General features: G+C 60.5%; 12 protein-coding genes and 2 pseudogenes. 10 read left to right on the forward strand and 4 right to left on the reverse strand.

The features are described 5' to 3' along the window. The first annotated feature begins 348 nt into the window (after positions 1-348). Positions 349-957 carry a TetR/AcrR family transcriptional regulator gene (locus tag ACEWFR_RS11760; RefSeq protein ID WP_374061205.1) on the forward strand — a complete coding sequence of 203 codons (609 nt, stop codon included), beginning with the start codon at positions 349-351 and terminating at the stop codon, positions 955-957. Between the two features lie 441 nt (positions 958-1,398). Here ACEWFR_RS11760 and ACEWFR_RS11765 read toward each other — a convergent pair whose 3' ends face one another. Continuing rightward, on the reverse strand, positions 1,399-2,436 hold the full coding sequence (locus ACEWFR_RS11765; protein ID WP_374061206.1) for a sodium:calcium antiporter: 1,038 nt from the start codon (positions 2,434-2,436) through the stop codon (positions 1,399-1,401). Between the two features lie 361 nt (positions 2,437-2,797). Between ACEWFR_RS11765 and htpX the strand changes: the two genes are divergently transcribed. The 3 genes from htpX (at position 2,798) to ACEWFR_RS11780 (ending at position 5,334) form a co-directional block, all read left to right on the forward strand. Next, positions 2,798-3,649 (forward strand): zinc metalloprotease HtpX, encoded by an 852-nt coding sequence (gene htpX / locus ACEWFR_RS11770; protein ID WP_374061349.1) that lies wholly within the window; start codon positions 2,798-2,800, stop codon positions 3,647-3,649. After that, on the forward strand, positions 3,646-4,842 hold the full coding sequence (locus ACEWFR_RS11775) for an MFS transporter (protein WP_374061207.1): 1,197 nt from the start codon (positions 3,646-3,648) through the stop codon (positions 4,840-4,842). Before htpX ends, ACEWFR_RS11775 begins: the two co-directional genes overlap by 4 nt. Before the next feature lie 66 nt (positions 4,843-4,908). Continuing rightward, positions 4,909-5,334 (forward strand): zinc ribbon domain-containing protein, encoded by a 426-nt coding sequence (locus ACEWFR_RS11780; RefSeq protein WP_374061208.1) that lies wholly within the window; start codon positions 4,909-4,911, stop codon positions 5,332-5,334. A 6-nt stretch (positions 5,335-5,340) separates the two neighbouring features. Here the strand turns inward: ACEWFR_RS11780 and ACEWFR_RS11785 are convergent, their stop codons facing one another. Then, complete coding sequence (locus ACEWFR_RS11785) at positions 5,341-5,964, reverse strand: TetR/AcrR family transcriptional regulator (RefSeq protein ID WP_374061209.1); 624 nt, start codon at positions 5,962-5,964, stop codon at positions 5,341-5,343. Positions 5,965-6,144: 180 nt separating this feature from the next. Between ACEWFR_RS11785 and ACEWFR_RS11790 the strand changes: the two genes are divergently transcribed. Genes ACEWFR_RS11790 through ACEWFR_RS11800 form a run of 3 tightly spaced genes read left to right on the forward strand, consistent with a single transcriptional unit; the run spans position 6,145 to position 9,043 of the window. Further along, a complete protein-coding gene (locus ACEWFR_RS11790) occupies positions 6,145-6,744 on the forward strand; it encodes a TetR/AcrR family transcriptional regulator (RefSeq protein WP_374061210.1) in 600 nt (199 codons plus the stop codon). Continuing rightward, positions 6,741-8,213 carry an MATE family efflux transporter gene (locus ACEWFR_RS11795; RefSeq protein ID WP_374061211.1) on the forward strand — a complete coding sequence of 491 codons (1,473 nt, stop codon included), beginning with the start codon at positions 6,741-6,743 and terminating at the stop codon, positions 8,211-8,213. The genes ACEWFR_RS11790 and ACEWFR_RS11795 overlap by 4 nt, the downstream gene beginning before the upstream one ends. 5 nt (positions 8,214-8,218) lie before the next feature. Next, complete coding sequence (locus tag ACEWFR_RS11800; RefSeq protein ID WP_374061213.1) at positions 8,219-9,043, forward strand: polyprenyl synthetase; 825 nt, start codon at positions 8,219-8,221, stop codon at positions 9,041-9,043. Between the two features lie 273 nt (positions 9,044-9,316). On the opposite strand, the gene lonB is transcribed toward ACEWFR_RS11800, so the two are convergent. Then, positions 9,317-11,461 carry an ATP-dependent protease LonB gene (lonB, locus tag ACEWFR_RS11805; RefSeq protein WP_374061214.1) on the reverse strand — a complete coding sequence of 715 codons (2,145 nt, stop codon included), beginning with the start codon at positions 11,459-11,461 and terminating at the stop codon, positions 9,317-9,319. Positions 11,462-11,664: 203 nt separating this feature from the next. After that, positions 11,665-11,931, reverse strand: a pseudogene (locus tag ACEWFR_RS11810) (transposase); the annotation flags it as partial. A gap of 161 nt (positions 11,932-12,092) precedes the next feature. Here ACEWFR_RS11810 and ACEWFR_RS11815 point away from each other — a divergent pair. The 3 genes and pseudogenes from ACEWFR_RS11815 to ACEWFR_RS11825 all read left to right on the forward strand — a co-directional run. Continuing rightward, positions 12,093-12,264: pseudogene (locus tag ACEWFR_RS11815) on the forward strand (ISH3 family transposase); the annotation flags it as partial. Between the two features lie 142 nt (positions 12,265-12,406). Next, positions 12,407-13,309: a hypothetical protein gene (locus ACEWFR_RS11820; protein WP_374061215.1), complete on the forward strand. Its 903-nt coding sequence runs from the start codon at positions 12,407-12,409 to the stop codon at positions 13,307-13,309. Positions 13,310-13,529: 220 nt separating this feature from the next. After that, a complete protein-coding gene (locus ACEWFR_RS11825) occupies positions 13,530-14,558 on the forward strand; it encodes an LLM class flavin-dependent oxidoreductase (RefSeq protein WP_374061216.1) in 1,029 nt (342 codons plus the stop codon). Positions 14,559-14,854 lie beyond the last annotated feature (296 nt).

The raw sequence follows: 14,854 nt of genomic DNA on the forward strand, positions 1-14,854 counted from the left end.
GTGGCGATAGTATACCGTTTCCAGAATGGGAACTGCTACAGAACCGAATCGGAGTCGGCGTCGCTCCGAAATCGCCATGTACGGTGCGATCGTGGGCATCCCCGTCGCCTCGCTGAAACGAATCGGGTGCACGCAACGCGACGATATCACATCAGTTCGGACAGACAACACGTTACGTCCCGCGCGCGATCGACATCGCCGTGCTCACGAATTCGGCACCGCGCCACAGACCTCGGTTCCGTCAGATTTGCGGGCCGGTGTCCGCGGGAATCCGGGATCCGTCCGGTGTCCACCGCTGGCAACCGCACGTTTCGGCGAGAGATGGCTGACAGCGGGGAGGCTAGCAATATGACGCACCCACCACCGTTCCTCGAGGAACCGGACGATACTCGGGACGCGATCATGAAAGCGACATATATCGCGCTCTGTAAACACGGATACAGCGACCTCACGATCCAGCGGATCGGGGACGAGTTCTCGAAGAGCAAGTCGCTGTTGTACCACCACTACGACAGCAAGGACGACCTCCTCCTCGATTTCCTCGAGTTCATGCTGGACCAACTCGAGGAACAGCTGCCGACGTACCGAGAGGGGGGAGCCGACGCCCACATCGAAGAAATAGTGGATAGTACGTTCTCGTTCGGCGACGGCAGGCCGGACACCGATTTCACGCAAGCACTCGTTGAGCTCCGAATACAGGCCGCACACGACGAGGACTACCGCGAGTATTTCACCCGGAGCGATCAGTTCGTCAGAAAACACATCGTCCACACGATCCGCTCGGGTATCGAACAGGGCGTTTTTCAGGAGGTGGATCCACAGGAAACGGCAGCACTCTTCCAGATCGTGTTCTCCGGAACGATGACCCAGCGCGTAACCAGTAACGACGACGTCTTTGACGACGCCCGCGCCGAATTCGAGCGATACGTGCGAGACTGTCTCCTCGAAGCGGAGTGAGACGGCGAACAAACGACTCTCGTAACAACTGCAACTAGTTACACACTGATCGCACAGTCCGCGGTTCTCGATCGCGGTGCTCGCTCACGGCTCGCTTCGCTCACCGTTCGCATCCCCGCGGTTCTCGCTCACTACGTTCGCTCACGGCTCGCTTCGCTCACCGTTCGCATTCCCGCGGTTCTCGCTCACTACGTTCGCTCCGAACCGCGTTCGCTCCGAACCGCGTTCGCTCCGAACCGCGTTCGCTCCGAACCGCGTTCGCTCCGAACCGCGTTCGCTCCGAACCGCGTTCGCTCCGAACCGCGTTCGCTCCGAACCGCGCTACTGTCGTGCGATCAGGTGTGCAGTGACTTGCAGTGGCTACTATAGATTCTCTGCAAGCTCCTCGAGACGTTCGCAACGTCATTTCCGACCCACGAGCCGAGGTAGTTTGCGTTCCCGTTATGTTCCCTTGAGGAGATGTGTCACGCCGACGGTTTCGGCGATGATCCACGTGACGAACAAGCCGTAGGCCAGGAGTAGCACGACGGACTCCCGCTTCGTAACCGAGAGACCAGTCCGTAAAAACGTGAATAAGAGAACGGTGGCCAGGGTCAGGACTCCGAGCATCGGGACGGCCACCGCGAAATCGACGGATACACTCCCGACGATGAGAACGCCGATCGGAATCGCGACCAAGAGGTCGAACGTGTTCGATCCGAGCACGTTCCCGAGACTCGTGATCCCCTTGTCCGCCTTGGCAGACCGGACGCTCACGAGCGTGTCCGGAAGGCTCGTCGCCGCCGCGATGATGGTGATACCGGCGAGGAACTCGGGGATACCGAACGTCTGGCTGAGCGATTCGACGCCACCGACCAGCTGTTCGACGGCCACGAGGATGACGAGTAAGCCGACAGCGAGTGTTCCCCACTCGTGGCCGACGGAAATCCCAGTTGGTGCGTCTTCGGCCTCGTGGTCGCTGACATCTTTCCACTGGATGAAGAGATACAACCCGTAGAGGAGGAGGGGGAGCAGCGCTAACGGACGCGTGAGCTGTCCGGTAAGTTCGGGACCGTCGGGAACGGGAACGTAAATTACGGCGAGTGCGAAGGTGATGATCAGCGTGGCAACGGCGATCATGTAGAACTGTGCTTCCTTGTACACGATGGTCCGGTTCGTGTCTAGGTCGCCGTCCGTCGCGATCCCGGAGAGTGCGGGGATGACGAGAATGTTGAAAATAGCGGAACCGACGATCGCCCCGATACCCATGTTGAACGTTCCGGCAAGCGCCGTGAAGACGACGCTCGACAACTCTGGAAAGCTCGAGCCGATAGCGACGACGATTGACCCCTGGACGACCGCTGGCAATCCGTAGTATGCCGAGAGGCGTTCCGCTGACTCCTCGAGCCAGCTACTGCCAACCCAGATGAGGCCAGATGCAACGACGATGACGAGCCCATTGACAACGGGCACGTCCGGGAGTACACCACCGAGGGCCATTGCCCGTCGATACCCACTCGAGTCGTTTTAATTATTCTATGGACTGATACCGCGCTTCCGTCGTGCGGTCGGGTCTGCAGTGACTGTCAGTTGGGACTATAGTAGCCACTGAAACGATTCACACACTGATCTTCGATCAGGCGTACAATGACTGTCAGTGGCTACTATAGAGACCGGTTTCTCGAGTGTCTCGGATCGAATTCCGGTCGGTGCTCCGGCGACGAGAGACAACGTTTACTACTAACTAACCATTCAGTTAGTGTATGGCGTCTCGTCTACAGACACCGGTGACCGCCGGACGGATACCGACGGGAGGGCGATATCAGTGAGTCGGACGCGAGACTGGGGGCTTCTCGGTCGGATGGCTCTGACAGGCGGGCTCCTCTTCGTCGTCTACCTGCTGTTCGCCATCTTTATCGTCCGGGTACTGGGCGGGGGGCCGCTATTCACACTCTTGCTGCTCGGCGGGTTTTCGCTGATCCAGTACTTCTACAGCGATACGCTCGCGCTCCGGAGCATGGGTGCACGCGAGGTCTCGGAGACCGACTATCCAGCGCTTCACGGTACGGTGACCCGTCTCTCACAGCAGGCCGACGTCCCGAAACCGACCGTGGCCGTCGCCGACAACGCCGTCCCCAACGCCTTCGCCACCGGCCGGAATCAACGCAACGCGGCCGTCTGCGTGACCACCGGTCTCCTCGAGTCCCTCGAGGGAAACGAACTCGAGGGCGTCCTCGCTCACGAGCTCGCGCACATCAAACACCGCGACGTCGCGGTGATGACGATCGCGTCGTTCTTCTCGACGATCGCCTTCATGGTCGTGCGGTGGGGCTGGTGGTTCGGCGGCGGTCACAATACCGACGATGCGCCACCGGTCTGGGTCGCGATCGTCGTTTCGATGCTCGTCTGGGTCATCAGTTTCTTCCTGACGCGGGCGCTGTCGCGGTATCGCGAGTTCGCCGCCGACCGCGGTGCGGCCGCGATTACCGGACGGCCAGCCGCGCTCGCGTCCGCCCTCATGAAGATCTCCGGTCGGATGGACGACGTGCCGGAGGACGACCTCCGCGAACAGGCGGAGATGAACGCGTTCTTCATCGTTCCGATACGCACAGGGGTCATCGCTCGGCTGGCTCGCACCCATCCGCCGACGGAGAAACGGCTCGAGCGTCTCCGTCGACTCGAGCGAGAGACGGAAACGGTACGACCGACATGACGAGTCGAAGTGACCGAACGCGGCTCGCGCTCATCGTCTGGGGCGTCCTCGTCTCGCAGGTGTTCCTTTATCCCGGCCTCGAGGATACGGTCGCCGCGCTGGGCGGCGGTGACGAGATTCTCGCCGGGACGTGGTTTCTCGTCGCCGAGTTCGGTGCGTTCGTCGGCTGTGCCGTGGTGTGGGGACTCGCGAGCGATGCGCTCGGACGCCGGACACCGCTCGTCGTCCTCGGTGCCATCGGCGGCGCCGCGAGTTACGTCGCGGTCGCGCTGGTGCCACAGGTGGGGCTCGGGTTCGGTGCCGTGTTGCTGTTACGGGTCGTCGGCGGCGCCTTCACGATCGGTGCGTTCTCGCTGTCGATCACGATGTTGATGGACCTCTCGGGCGGTCACGGGCGGAACATGGGCGCAGCGGGGACAGCGATCGGACTCGGCGCGGCACTCGGGTCGGTCGTCGGCGGTCAGTTCGCGACGATCGATCCGCTCGCGCCGCTGTACGGCGGTGCAGTGATCCTCGTCGGTGCTGCCGTCCTCGCTGCGACGATTCCCGACCGCAGCCCCGGCGACGGACGCCCCGTCGGAACGCTCGCCGAGCGCGTTCGCACGCGCCCAACCTTGCTCGTGCCGTTCGCGTTCGGCTACATCGACCGGCTGACCGCGGGCTTTTTCGCGTTAACCGGCGTCGCCTATTTCCGGGATACGTTCGGTCTCGACGCTGCACAGGCGGGGCTCACGCTGGCGCTCTTCTTCGTTCCGTTTGCCGTGTTGCAGTACCCCGCTGGGTCGTTGTCGGATCGAATCGGGCGGTTTCTTCCGGTCGTCATCGGATCGCTGTGTTACGGCGTGATGATCATCGCGGTCGGACTCGCGCCCACCGCCGCACTCGCCGCTGGACTGATGGTCGTCGTCGGCGTCTGCGGGGCGTTCGTCTCGCCGACGACGATGGCGCTGGTCACTGACATCGTGCCGGCGTCGGAGCGTGGTGCCGCAATGGGCGGCTTCAATGTGTTCGGCAGCCTCGGAATGCTGAGCGGCTTTCTCGTCGGCGGCATCATCGCGGACCTCTACGGCTATCTCCCGGCGTTTCTCGCCGCGGGCGGTCTCGAGATCTCGATTGCCGTCCTCGCGTCTCGAGCGGTCAGACGAATCGGTCCGCAGCGGTACGACTCTACACTGGGTGTCGTCGAGCGGTGAGCGAAGCCGTTCGAAGGGGAGCCGAAAGGGAGAAGGCTTATTGCTGACTAACCGATTAGTCAATATATGGCCCAGTCGCTACCACAGAAACGACCGTGGTTTGCAGCGCTTCTCGCAGCGTTGGCTACCGGTCTCGGCCACCTCTATCTCCGCCGGTGGGGTCGCGGGATCGGATGGCTCGTTGCCTCCTTCGGTGCGAGTGTACTGTTCGTCGATCCGGCGGCGGTCGATGCGTTTCTGACCGGGAACTGGACCCCCGGAACGCTGCTGGCGGTCACACCGATGTTCATCGTCATCGGACTCAGCGTCGTCGACGCGTATCGGATCGCGCAGCGACAGAACGCTGCCGCCAGTTCGTCCGATGACGCCGACGAAAGCGCGGTCGCCTGTCCCCACTGCGGACACGACCTCGATCCGGAACTCGAGTTCTGTCACTGGTGTACGAATTCCGTCGAGGACGTCGACCGGATGCGTCAGAACAGCAGTGAGTAGACCCCGCTAGCCGCGCTGTGTCCCGTCTCCTCGACGGTCGTTCACTAGCACGTTCGCCACGTACTCGTCGGCGATCTGCCTCGCCGTCGTCAGTGCACGCTCCTCGTCTAGCACGACTGCGCGAGTGCGGGCGCCGTCGACGATCGTCATGAGCGCTCGCGCCTCGTGTTCGGCGTCGACAGCTGCGAACACGCCCTCGTCGATCCCGTGGTCGATCACCGTCTGAAGCATGTACCGGACGTACTCGTCGTTCTGCCGAAACCGTTCGCGAAACCGTTTCTTGTACGGTGCCTGACTACGCATTTCCAGTATCGCGACGAGCAGATCCAGGTGGTCCTCGGGGTCGACGAGCAGTTTGTCGAGTAGCAACTCGAGTCGCTGTTCGGGGTCCGTCGTTTCGACCTCGTGGACCGCATCCTTGAACTGCTCGAGGATGTAGTCCAGAAACGCCGCGAGTAGATCCTCTTTCGTATCGTAGTGATAGTGGATCGCCGCGGTCGACTTCCCGTATTCGTCGGCGATCCGTTGGATCGTGAGATCGGCGTATCCGTGCTCTCGAAGCGCACGGTACGTAGCCCGCATGATTGCCTCGTTTGGGTCAGAGACTGTCTCTGTCGACGGATCAGCCATCGTATCGATACTCACGTAGGCGAGGGATAACAGTTTTGACCCACTCGTCAGGATGAATCGTTTCGGTATCTCCTCGATCGCCGCCGACTGAACGAACGCGAAACGAAGCGATAGTTTCGGACCGATCCCGTTTCCGAACGCTTTTGACTAACTAGTCAGTAAGTAACCGTATCGACCGATATGAACGACGAACCAACCAGTGAAATCCTGGACGCAACATATCATGCCCTCTGCAAGCACGGGTACGCTGCACTCACGTTGCAGCATATCGCCGATGAATCCGCGATGAGTAAAGCATCTATCCACTACTACTACGATAGCAAGAACGAACTGTTCGTTGCGCTTCTTGACTTTCTCTACGACCGGTATACGACCCAGATAGATTCGACTGCCAGGGACTCTCCCCGAGAACATCTCCGCTCACTACTCGAGGTGTTGCTCACTGATGAGGAGGACACGCCCGGGACGGAGTTCCGCACTGCAATGCTCGAAGTGACGGCACAGGCTCCGTACGACGACAAAATCCGGGACCGCCTCGTCGAATTTGGCGACTATCTTTTCGAACGGATACGTCAGATAATCGCGGCCGGCATCGACGCGGGTGAATTCGCCGAGAGCGTCGCTCCGTCGCGTATCGCCGAGGCGTTCACGACGCTGATCGTGGGAGCTAACACCCGTCAAGTCGCGGTCGAGTATTCGACGGATCGTCTCTCCGAGACCATTACGTCCCATATTGAGACGGATCTACTGATCAGGACACCGGTGGAGGGAGCGCAATGACGGGCATTCGACGTCGCATCAGTTCGCTCTTCAAAGGGCGTGAGGAGTTCGACCTCACGTCGGGCGGCATCGGAAAACCGCTCTTCTTCCTGTCGATGCCGATCGTCGTCACGAACCTCTTTCAGACCGCGTACAATCTCGCGGATACGTTCTGGCTCGGTCAGTACAGCACGGACGCGCTCGCGGCGATCAGCTTCGCGTTCCCGATGGTGTTTCTACTGATCTCGCTCGGAATGGGCATCTCAGTCGCCGGAAGCGTTCTCGTCGCCCAGTATACGGGTGCTGGCGAGGAGACGGAAGCCGAATACGCCGCGTCACAGACGATGACATTCGCCGGCATCGCGTCGGTCATCCTCGGCGTCGTCGGCTATCTCTTCGTCGGAGATTTCCTCGGGTTCATGGGGGCGTCTCCCGACGTGCTCCCGATGGCCTCGAGTTACATGGAAGTCATCTCACTGGGCCTCCTGTTCATGTTCGGGTTCGCCGTGTTCGTCGCGCTCATGCGAGGCTACGGAGACACGATCACACCGATGCTAGTCATGTTCGGCTCGGTGGTTCTCAACATCATCATCGACCCGTTCCTGATCTTCGGGTGGGCGGTCGTCGAGAACGCACCGCTCGTGGGGACGATTGCCTTCCCCGAACTTGGAATCGAAGGCGCCGCGATCGCGACGGTGTTCTCTCGTGCGCTGGCGCTGGTCGTCGGCCTCGCGATCATGTTTCGCGGGGAGCGTGGCGTCCAGATCAATCTCCGAGACATGGTGCCCGATTTCACCTATCTCCGCCGCCTCGCCCGAATCGGCGTCCCCGCCTCGATCGAGGGGACGGGACGAGCCGTGTCGATGAACCTGCTGTTGTTCATCGTCGCGTTCTTCCCCGATACAGTCGTCGCCGCGTACGGGATCGGCACGCGCGTCTTCTCGGTCGTCTTCCTGCCCGCGATCGCGGTCGCCCGCGGTGTCGAGACGATGACCGGACAGAACATCGGTGCGGACAAGCCAGATCGAGCCGAGCAGGCGACGGCGCTCGCAGCGAAGGCCCTCTTCGGTATCCTCACGGGTGCGGGAGTTCTCATCTGGTTCGGTGCGGCACCTATCGCCGACCTGTTCACGACAGATCCCGAAGTGGTCGAAATCTCCACGGAGTTTCTGCGCTACGTCGCGCTGACGTTCGGGTTCATCGGAATTATGCGGGCGTACACGGGTAGTTTCCGCGGTGCCGGGAAGACGCTCACTGCAGCAGCGATCTCCGTGCTGATGCTCGGGTTCATCCGCTTCCCGATCGCGTGGGTTTTCGCCAGTTCGATCGGCGAATCCGGCATCTGGCTCTCGTTTGCCGTCTCTAACGTCGCCGGTGCGGCCATCGCGTACGCGTGGTATCAGCGCGGGACCTGGCGAGCGGGAGATCTGACCGAATCGGACGTCGGCATCGATGAGACCAGTGTCGAGGTCCCGACAACGGACGACTAAGGACGATGGCTCACAAACACTCACTCACTGACCGACGGACCGAAATTGACACCCGACTCGAGCGGGCGCTCGACGGGACAGAAAGCGGCCGGTTAGCTCCCGCCTCGACGGCAGTTCTGGAGCGTGATACTCGGTGGTACGGGCAACTGGTAGCCCTCTCTCACAACTCTCTGGCGACGACGGCGGATCGAGCGGTGGCGGTTCCCGCAGCGACAGCGATCGAACTGCTTCGCGGATACCTTCGGCTTCGCGAGGAACTGATACACCAACTCGACAACGAGGCCACTGACTCGTTGCAGCGGGAGGTGACGCCCGCATTGCTGGCCTCGGATTACCTCTATACGTCGGCGTATTCCACGCTCGGAACCCTCACCGCGGATCGCATCGCGGAGTGCGTCGAAGAACTCACGACCGTCTCGGAGTCGATCATCGAGGCGTTGGGAAGCGACTGTCTGCAGTCACCACCGTCGCCGGCCGAGTACTGCTCGGCTATCGACAACACTGCCGGCGCGCTCGGTCGAGGGGCTGCCGTCATCGGTGCAACGCTGGCGGGTATCGACGGCCCAGACGGCGACCACTTTGCGACACTGGGGCGTGGATTCGGCACGGTCTGGAAGATACAGGACATCCTCGCTTCTGATGGTCTCTCTGTCCGGACGGGGACAACACACACTGAACGCCGACTCCGCCAGCACGCGAACCGACGCCTCCGAGAAACGGATCGCGCGCTCCGACAGCTTTCGTCCGCTGTCGACGTTCCCTCCTTGCGAGCGTTCGGTGCGGAAACTGTGTCGGAGCGTATAGCAGGTCGCAGCAGCGACGAATCGTAGCAACAGCGATTGATCACAGCGGCCAGTACGAGTGAGTGGTCGCAACGAAGCAGCGCCGCGTGATACGGCCTCTCTCGAGTCGACACCAGCGAAATACGACGACTCTCGTTTGTGCCTAGTCGTGCTTCTCACTCTCGAACGCCGCGTCTGGAACTCTCCGTCTGCTGCAAACTGGTGTGTTCACGGTGTGCAAAATTGAGTCCACCTCGCTCCCACGAACAGCTGTCATCGCCCGATACTCGTACTACTGGCGAATAGCAACTACCGGGTCGGTTACTGCAGGCTCGGATTCGAGCCGGTGGTCGAACCGACGGTACCCTGATCGAACGTCGTCCCGGTGATCGATTTCAGCCGGTCGACCAGCGAGTCCTTCTTCGGTTCGCCCATGAGGGCGACGTCGAGGACCTCACTGATGTTCGAACAGGGGATGATCTCGACCATCTCCTCGTACTCGTCCTCGATCATCACGTCCTGCTCGTTCGCTTCGGGAATGATGACCGTGGTGCAGCCGGCCTTCGCGGCGGCCTCGATCTTGTGAGTGACCCCGCCAACTGGCAGTACGTCGCCGCGCACGGAGAGCGAACCGGTCATCGCGATCGACTGGTCGACCGGGATGTCCTCGAGTGCGCTGATGACGGCGGCCGCAACCGTAATCGAGGCGGAGTCGCCGTCGACACCGCCTTCGCCGGCCTGGACGAACTGGATGTGGACGTCCTTCTCCGAGAGATCGACGTCGGAGAACTTCTTGATGATCGCGGAGACGTTCTGGACCGACTCCTCGGCCATCTCTTGCAGTTTGCCGGTCGCGATCACCTGACCGCCGCCCTGTGCGGGCGCGATCTCGGCCATCACGGGGAGCATAATACCCGAATCCTCGCCCATGACGGCGAGGCCGTTGACGCGGCCCTCGACGCCGCCGTCGTTGACCTGTAGCTCGTAGTCCTTGCGGCGCTCGATGTAGTCGTCGGCGAGCTGTTGCTCGATCGAGCGCGAGCGGTCTTTGGCTCGAAGAACGTCGTCTCGAGTGGTGTACTCACGATCCTCGGCGCGGGCGATGTCCCCTGCGACACGGACCAGCCCGCCGAGGGTACGGAAGTGCAGCGTTAAGTGATTCTTCCGACCCGAGCGCCGCTTGGCCTCGAGGAGGATCTCCTTGACGGCGTCGTCGGTGAAGTGGGGGAGGCGGCCGTCGCGTTCGACCTCCTGGGCGATGAAGCGGGCGTATTTGCGCCGCATTTCGGGGGTGTCCTCGATGGTGTCGTCCATGTAGACCTCGTAGCCGTACCCCTTAATCCGGTTGCGGAGCGCGGGGTGCATGTTCTCCATGGCGTCGAGGTTCCCCGCGGCGACCATGATGAAGTCACAGGAGACGGCTTCGGTCTGGACCATCGCGCCCGAGGAGCGCTCGGACTGGCCCGTAATGGAGAACTCGCCTTCCTGAATCGCGGTCATCAGCTTCTGCTGGGTCCGGATGTCAAGCGTGTTAATCTCGTCGAGGAACAACACGCCCTTGTTGGACTTGTGGATCGAACCGGGTTCGACCCGCTCATGACTCGGAGTCCCCATGCCGCCGGACTGGAACGGGTCGTGGCGGACATCGCCCAGCAACGCGCCGGCGTGGGCACCGGTCGCGTCCTCGAAGGGCGCGACGCGCTGCTCGCCGTTGTTGACGAGCAGGTTCGGCACCATTGCATCCCCACCCTTGCCCATGGTCCGAAAGATCAGCCAGATGACCCCCGCTGCAAGAAAGCCGAGCAGGAGGGGACCGACGAAGATGGCGTAGCCGATGATGGCGGCGATGATGACCCACATCAGGATCGAGCGCCGCCGGTTGTGCTTGTTCGCCTCTTCTCTGTGAGCGTCGACGATCTGCTCCCCTTTTCCGGCAGGGACGGTCCGTACTTTCGGCTCGTTGTCGTCGTCCGGGTTGGGATAGACTAAGACGTCCTGCAGGTCTTCCTGCGGAAGCAGTTGGCTCATCGCCTTCGCCAGCATCGACTTGCCGGTCCCCGGCGAGCCGATCATCATGACGTGGCGGCGCTGCTTCGCCGCTTTGATAATTATATCTCGTGCTTCGTCCTGACCGATGACCTGATCGACGAGTCGATCGGGGACTTCGATGTCCTCCGTCGAGTCAATCTTCAGCCCGCCGAGAAGGTCGTCCTTGGCGATCTCCTCGTCGACCTCGACGCCGGGATCGACTTCGACCGTGCTCCCCAGATCGTCGACGGTCTCGATCTCGTCTTTCTCCTCCTCGTCGGACGACGACTCGAACTCGTCGATCGGATCGTCGACGTCGGGGCGACGGTCGCCGTCTTCCTCGAGCAGCGACTGATCTCCCTGACGCTCGGGCCGTTCCTCGTCGGCGGTGTCCGAAGCGTCTTCGGGAGAGTCATCAACGTCTGTATTGTTACTCATAGAACTCGATTCAGTATCGAAGACGAGGGGATTGCGACAGATATACTTTCTCCATATGGTAGCTAGTCGCAGTTGCGTCTATCGTGGAATACAACGGCTATAGCCGGAAAACGGGCGGCCGATGGGACTCCGCGTTCCGTCCGTGGGAAAGCGGAGGGATCATCAAATTACGCGAACGGGTGGAGCGTGTCATAGAATCCATCTCATAATATCTCACAGCCCGGATCGTTTCCTCGCTCGTAGTTGGTGATGGCAACGACGAGTCGTAGACAGAGCGCAACAAATACTTCTGTTCGTGCGTGAACGCGGCCTCGGGCGCGGACGTGCCCGAGGCCGCAGTCCTTGACCGCATCGTTGGTTCGTTCGACGCCTGTCCGGTTGTTGTACGTCTCGTCCAAGATAGATTGCTTCAGCTGAACGTCCTCGCTATGTTCCTCGATGCGACCTTCGACCCTGTACCCGATGTCTTTTACTAATGAGGGATGTGACATTAAAATTGATGAGGGACACGATATCGTATCTTCACAGCATTGTAGCTGCTAGACTGGCACTTCCCAACCGACGTAATCAGCTGAATTGTGTCGACGAGTTGATCACGAAGAAGTCTGCGTCTGGATGTGTTCAGCATTCGTATACAGCCGTCGTCCGACCGCGACAGGGCGGGCGCGACTTGCCCGAGCAGTTCACATTCCAGACGTTCTGTGGCTGGATTCGCCACGAACTAGAAGCAGAGGCAGAGCGGCGGTGGAAGATCGAGACGAACGTATCGGCGTCCCGACGCGTACGCTCCGGTCGCGGGCTGACGGCCAGCCCGCGACCTTGGGCCGGCGAGTCTTCAGTAACAGCACTCGTCAGAAACCGCTTCAACTCCCTCCTTCACGCTGAGGTCAACACTCAGTTTTCAGCGCACCTAAATACTTTATACGCCCCATATCAAAATTAAATATGAAATATACTACCGAAAACTCGGTAGTTTCACCGGATGGATTGGGTCCTCGATTCGGCGTGCTCGTCGGCAGCTACGTAGCCGCGCTGATTGTGCCGACGCTTACTCTGTTCACTGTGGAGTATTTGGGATTGCGCAGCAAAGTGCTTGCATTCGCCGTTCTAGGAATGATCGGTATTACTATCGGTTCCGGGACGGCATTCCTAACAACCGACAACGGACAAATAGCCTCTTGGCTGAACTCAGGTTGGGTAGCCTGGCTCTTCCCGCTTCTCGGACTCGTTCCAATGATGGCTTACCATTTTAGTGTCCTCGAGGTGGTCGCTGTCTATCTCATCGACCCAGCTTCCATCCCCGTGTCAAGTCTCGTCGGTGCGACTGGGTTCCTACTCGGGATTGTCGCAGCTGTGGCAGGTGAGATTGCCATACTCACGGCTCGTAATCGGGTTGCGTCTTCCGCTATCGCATCCGAGAACGTCCTGATAGAATGGACTTCCAGGTGGCCGCGGGCTCACAGAATAAAAGTGCAGATATTCACCATGGTCACTGGATTGGTCCCAGTTGGACTACTTTCATTTTGGCTTCCTCCACATCTGACTGTGTTAACTGCTCTCGTTGTCGTCGTCACAGTATCTAGTACAACAAACACAGTGCTGTCTGATAGAGCCTATAAGCTTACTCCGGCTGGGTTAGAGCTTCGTCGGAGTGGAGGTGGAAAACTTGTCACCTGGCGCCAATTTATACCAATGTCACAGATAAAATACGTTACAGTGTTGGAGAACCATGTAATATTACATCGATCCGGTCTTTTACCGAGTATTCGATTCGATCGAAACGATCTCCGGTTTGATGACGAAGAAATCATCAATAATCTCGAAGAATACCTTGATAGACGAGAATAAGGTGACACAGATCCGTCCCATAGCGTGATAACCTGCCTCACGGAGAGTCTTCTTGCCCTGTGCTTTCGCCTCGTCGTCGCTATCACAAACTACGAACGCGGAGACAATCCGGGAAGCACGATCATCACGATGTGAGAAGAGTTCTATGACACCCTCGAACGGGTGAGTAAAACGGTTCCACTAACCGAATCGTTATCCCTCGTAGTCACCGAGATCAGATATGGAACTCTCTGCCGTAGATCTGTCTCCAGTTCCCGACGACGGCACCGCGACCGATGCCTACGCGAACACCGTTGAAGCCGCACAGCAGGCCGAGAGACTCGGATACTCGCGGTTCTGGGTCGCCGAACACCACGGAATGGCGAACAGGATCGCGGGGACGACGCCCGAAGTGTTGCTCGGGCACCTTGCCGCCGAAACCGACTCGATCCGTCTCGGCTCGGGGGCGGTGTTGCTCAACCACTACAGCCCGTTCAAGGTTGCCGAACAGTTCGGCGCGCTGGACGCGCTCGCACCGGGTCGCATCGACGCGGGTCTCGGGCGGGCGAACGGGTCGCCGGCCGCTGACCGCGCCCTCGAGACGGACCGACGCGTGCAGAATCCCGACGACGACCACGCCGAGAAAATCGAGGCCGTCATCGATCACCTCTACGACGACTATCCCGAGGGACACGCCTACAGCGACCTCGAGCTCCCGCGCTCCGGCGAGGCCGAACCGGTGCCGTGGGTGCTCGGCTCGAGTCCCTCCAGCGCGGCTATCGCGGGCGAACTCGGCTTGCGGTACTGTTTCGCGGCGTTCATTCGGCCGCAGTTCGCCGCGCGGTCGCTCGAGGAGTATCGCGAGCAGTTCCAGCCGTCACGGCTGGCCGACGGCATCGACGAGCCCCAGGGGATGATCGCGGTGAACGCGGTCTGTGCCGAGACCGACGAGGAAGCGGCGCGGATACGAGCGGTGGCCGAGGCGTCGTTCAAACGGATGCAACGCGGAGAGGTTGGCACCACACCGTCCATCGAGGAGGCCATCGACGAACTCGGTGGCGTCCCCGAGCCAACGCCTGCAACGCTCGGTCCCGACGAGTGGCCACGCGCCATTTCCGGCGATCCGGACACGCTTGCGGGCCTGTTGGAGCAACTCGCCGATCGCGTCGGCGTCGACGAAGTGATGATCCAACACGTCGTCGCCGACCACGACGACGCGCTCCGCTCTCACGAATTGCTTGCCGATGGCGTCGGCCTCACGTCTCGCTGACGGGGACTGCCAGTGTCGGAGACCGCTGTCGGAATTTGCGGCTTTCAGCGGAGCGTCTCCTCTCGGTGAACCGCTCTCCCGGACGTTCCCTCCCAGCGACTAGCAGCCGCCGGTATTCCCGCCAAACGAGCGGTTTGCCTTTTCGCGTCCCGGCTCCAGAGTGGTGAACGAACGATTGTTCACGAGTATCGACACCCACGAACGAACTCGAGCGATGAGAGCAGGGGATCACTGGAGCTGACTGCTCGAAACGAAACCTATTCTCGTTACTAATAGGCAATTATGATGTCAATATT

The sequence above is a fragment of the Natrinema sp. H-ect4 genome, from assembly GCF_041894845.1.
Lineage (GTDB): Archaea > Halobacteriota > Halobacteria > Halobacteriales > Natrialbaceae > Natrinema.

What these genes read in the sequence shown, in the direction of transcription:
- ACEWFR_RS11760 (WP_374061205.1), top strand. Translation starts at nt 349, where the DNA reads ATGACGCACCCACCACCGTTCCTCGAGGAACCGGACGATACTCGGGAC.
- ACEWFR_RS11765 (WP_374061206.1), bottom strand. Translation starts at nt 2,436, where the DNA reads ATGGCCCTCGGTGGTGTACTCCCGGACGTGCCCGTTGTCAATGGGCTC.
- htpX (WP_374061349.1), top strand. Translation starts at nt 2,798, where the DNA reads ATGGCTCTGACAGGCGGGCTCCTCTTCGTCGTCTACCTGCTGTTCGCC.
- ACEWFR_RS11775 (WP_374061207.1), top strand. Translation starts at nt 3,646, where the DNA reads ATGACGAGTCGAAGTGACCGAACGCGGCTCGCGCTCATCGTCTGGGGC.
- ACEWFR_RS11780 (WP_374061208.1), top strand. Translation starts at nt 4,909, where the DNA reads ATGGCCCAGTCGCTACCACAGAAACGACCGTGGTTTGCAGCGCTTCTC.
- ACEWFR_RS11785 (WP_374061209.1), bottom strand. Translation starts at nt 5,964, where the DNA reads ATGGCTGATCCGTCGACAGAGACAGTCTCTGACCCAAACGAGGCAATC.
- ACEWFR_RS11790 (WP_374061210.1), top strand. Translation starts at nt 6,145, where the DNA reads ATGAACGACGAACCAACCAGTGAAATCCTGGACGCAACATATCATGCC.
- ACEWFR_RS11795 (WP_374061211.1), top strand. Translation starts at nt 6,741, where the DNA reads ATGACGGGCATTCGACGTCGCATCAGTTCGCTCTTCAAAGGGCGTGAG.
- ACEWFR_RS11800 (WP_374061213.1), top strand. Translation starts at nt 8,219, where the DNA reads ATGGCTCACAAACACTCACTCACTGACCGACGGACCGAAATTGACACC.
- lonB (WP_374061214.1), bottom strand. Translation starts at nt 11,461, where the DNA reads ATGAGTAACAATACAGACGTTGATGACTCTCCCGAAGACGCTTCGGAC.
- ACEWFR_RS11820 (WP_374061215.1), top strand. Translation starts at nt 12,407, where the DNA reads ATGAAATATACTACCGAAAACTCGGTAGTTTCACCGGATGGATTGGGT.
- ACEWFR_RS11825 (WP_374061216.1), top strand. Translation starts at nt 13,530, where the DNA reads ATGGAACTCTCTGCCGTAGATCTGTCTCCAGTTCCCGACGACGGCACC.